The sequence below is a fragment of the Longimicrobium terrae genome (assembly GCF_014202995.1).
Taxonomy (GTDB): domain Bacteria; phylum Gemmatimonadota; class Gemmatimonadetes; order Longimicrobiales; family Longimicrobiaceae; genus Longimicrobium; species Longimicrobium terrae.
In genome coordinates this window covers 1-3,582 of record NZ_JACHIA010000045.1, presented here as the reverse complement: position 1 = coordinate 3,582, position 3,582 = coordinate 1, and the positions used below count along the sequence as shown (strand labels likewise).

1 protein-coding gene is annotated in these 3,582 nt (G+C 70.0%); it reads right to left on the bottom strand.

The window, feature by feature from the left end:
• Positions 1 to 396: 396 nt before the first annotated feature.
• A complete protein-coding gene (locus HNQ61_RS28130) occupies positions 397 to 3,357 on the bottom strand; it encodes a PD40 domain-containing protein (RefSeq protein ID WP_170035059.1) in 2,961 nt (986 codons plus the stop codon).
• Positions 3,358 to 3,582: the final 225 nt, after the last annotated feature.

Genomic DNA, 3,582 nt, shown 5'->3' with positions numbered 1-3,582 from the left:
ACACCCCACTCCTCGGCAAGTAGGTCAGCTCTCATGCAGAGCAGAATATCCCGCCCCTACCCCGCCGACAAGATAAAGTTAACGCGTATGCCCCCCAACCCCCTCACCCCGCAAGCGGGGGAGGGGGAGCCGTTCGGTGCGGAGGCGGGTGCGGCTCGCCACGCGAAGCGCGTTGTGGGTGTTGCGGTTGAAGCCCCGAACATCGCGCGGAGCGCGGTGTGTCGGGGGTTCCCGCTGTTAGAGCGGCGGATTCATTCGCTCCAGATACTCGCCGCACCGCCCAACTCCGCCACCCGCACCGACCTCTCCGCCCTGCCCCAACCCTCCCCCAGTCTTTTTTGGGGGAGGGTGGGCGAGTAGTACGAGCCCGGGTGGGGGCCGCCCTGGAGCCCGCAATCAGAACGCCTGCCCGAAGCGGATGTAGAACCGCGGCGACATCGATTCGCGGAACACGTCGCCCTCAAGCGTCGTGGATTCCAGCCGCCGCAGCGGAACGCCCACGCCACCCACCAGATCGATTGGGGCGTAAAAGAAGAAGCGCAGCGACGCGCCCAGTTCCCCGCCCACCGACACCAGCGGCTCCGCCTCGGCCCGCTGCACGTTGGTGAACAGGCAGGATTCCACGCACCACGCCGCGCCGCCGTCCGCGAACAGCGTCCCCCACGTGCGGTCCACGTACGCCGGAATCAGCCGGTACCCGCGCTCCACCAGCGCCAGCGGAAAACGATACTCCACGCTTCCCGCCACGGCGCGGTCGCCGAACTGCGCGCCGTCCGAGTATCCGCGCAGCGGAAACTCCGGCCGGCCCCCGATCCCCGTCCCGGTCCCCAGCGGCGACGCGACCGTGCTGGACTCCACCCCGCCGATGGCGAACCCCGGCCCGCGAGAACCCGCGTCCGCCGCCGCCATCAGCCGCGCAGCGATCACGTGGCGCGCGAACCCGGTGCCGCGAAAGGCGTGGTAGCCCTGCGTGCGCCCCGCCAGCCGCACGTAGCTCATGGGATCGTCCGGATCGCCCTCGCGCGTGTAGCGGCGGCCCTCCACCGTGGCGGCGGTCAGCCAGCCCTGCTCCTGGCTCACGCTGTACGCAAAGCCGCGCCCCGTGGACCGCCCCAGCGTCAGCACCGCGCCCAGATCCGTGCCGCGGTCCGCGTCCAGCGGGTCGTCGCCCACGTGATACTCGAAGTGGCGGTCGCGCACGTTCAGCCCCGCGCTCACCCACGTGTACGAGCGAAAGCGCGGAAACGGCACCGTCGCCACCAGCGAGGCGGAACGCTCCCGCTCCAGCAGCGCGGACGTGCTTCCCACCGGCCCGGAAAGCACGTCCCACTCCTGGAACGCCGACGCGCCCAGCAACGGCACGCCCAGCCCGCGATACAGATATCCCGCCGCGGCGGAGGTCCGTCCGCCATCCGCGTAGACGAGCGCGTTCACGGTGTACGCGTGCCGCTCCAGCACGTCCGATCCGGCGACCGCGAAGCCCAGCCCCCCGTCCAGCACGTCGTCCACCACCAGCACCGGCGTCCAGCTGGTCGGGACGATGGTCCGCAGCGCCGAGTACGGCCGCGACGCGCCGCCCGCCGTGCGCGTGAACTCCGCGGGATCGCGCGTTGATGGGCCGAAGTCCGCGGCCGGCGCGGGCGCGGGTCGCCACGCGGCGGGATTGTACTCCATTCGCGCCACGTGATACCCATCCGCGCGGTACAGGCTGAACGCGATCCACCGTCCATCTGGCGACACGTCCGGCTGAAACGCGCCGGAGAGGACGTTGCTCACCTGCAGCAGCCGTCCATCCGCCAGATCATACGCGTACAGGTTGGGGATGCCGGTGCGGTCGGATGAGAACAGGACGTAGCGGCCGTCCGGCGACCACGCGGGATTCATGTCCAGCGCGCGGTCCGCCGTGAGTTCGCGGACCATGCGGCCGGCGGTGTCGATGACCACGACGTCGTACCATCCACCCGTGCGGATGCGCGCGACGGCGATGCGCGACCCGTCCGGCGACCAGCGCGGCGCCGACCAGCGCGTGTCGATATCGCCCGGCGTGATCGATCGCGCGTTCCGTCCCTCCGCGTCGGTGATCACGACGACCGTCGTGTCAGCGCCGCCCTGGATGACGACGATGCGCCCGTCCGGACCCACGTCCGGCTCCGCGATCCGCGCGCTCCGCGTCAGCCGGTCCACGTCGCCGCGCCGCACGGCGTACAGATCCGAGTACATGCGATACGGATCGACCTGGTCCAGCTGTGACGTGATCAGGGAGGATCCGTCCCGTCGCCAGCTCAGCGGACCCACGCTCGTCCTCGGCGCCAGGATCTGCTCGCGCCCATCCCGGTCGATGGTGCGCGTGGACGGCTCATCGCGCCCGGTGCTGGCGGCAAAGGCGATGCGCGATCCATCTGGCGACCAGCGCGGGAACTGCGTCCCGCGTCCGTACCGCGTCAGCACCTCCGCCTCGGTGACACCGATCGACCGGAGCGAATCCGCCAGCGCGCCGTACCGCCCGCGCAGTTCCGTGCGCCACGCATCCCACGCCGCGCTGAACGAGGTGCCGTACGCGGCGCGCGCGGCGTTGTCCACTTGATACGGAATCAGCCGCCGCCCGACCGTTCGCACGAACTCGCCCGCGCGCTCCTCCCCATACTTTTGCGACAGCCAGTCCTCAAACTCCGATCCGTACACGTACGACGCGTTCCCCGCCGGCCAGCTCACCGGCTCGCCGCTGGCGCGGTCGATGTCAAAGAAGCGGTCTTCCAGGATGGCCGTCCGCAGCACCATGTCGTGAAAGCTGCCGCGCACGCGCCCCGCGCCGGTGATGCGCGATTCCATGTAGGTGGCCAGCCCCTCCGTGGTCCACCGCGGCACGAAGATGTTGGGGAACAGCGTGGGATTCCGGCCAAAGACGGTACGCAGGGCCCGCAGCGGCCCGGACGAGTGATCCAGGTGGTAGATGTGCGTAAGCTCGTGCGTCACGACCAGATCCACCCAGTCGTACGAGAACGCGAGCGACATCTCCTCCACCGGCGGATGCGCATAGATGACGACACGGTTGCGCGGGATGGGCGTGGCGTTGCCGTTCGCCGCGTCCATGTTGTCGGCGACCACCAGGTGCACGCGCCCGGCCGGAGGACGGACGAAGGCCTCCGCCAGCGCCGCGTGCGCCACCTCCGCGCGGGCGGCCGCGCGCCGGGCGAGCGTTTCCAGCCCGGTGCTGTAGTGCACCTGGAAGTGTTCCGTATCGAACGTGACCCAGCGCGCGTCCGGCGCCACCTGCGCACCCGCCGTCCGCGGCACGGCCGCCGCCACCGCGAGCACGAGCGCCGCCATCGCCGCGCGGGTATAAGAACGAATCGTCATCAAGGGAGAGGAAGTGCGGGGTGCTGGGTGCGTGAGTGCGTTGCTGCGGTGTGGCGATAAGGCCGGTGCGAAACGGAGACGGCGGTCCAGTGCGCTTCGGATGGATTGGCGCGGCTGCGGGCACCCCTCTCCCCCATACGCGCTAACTTATTCGGCTAAGTAGTGATAAGCCAGTTAGTTGCAGCGCTCGTTTTCGTGGCCGCTCACGCAGTCGCCGGCTCAACT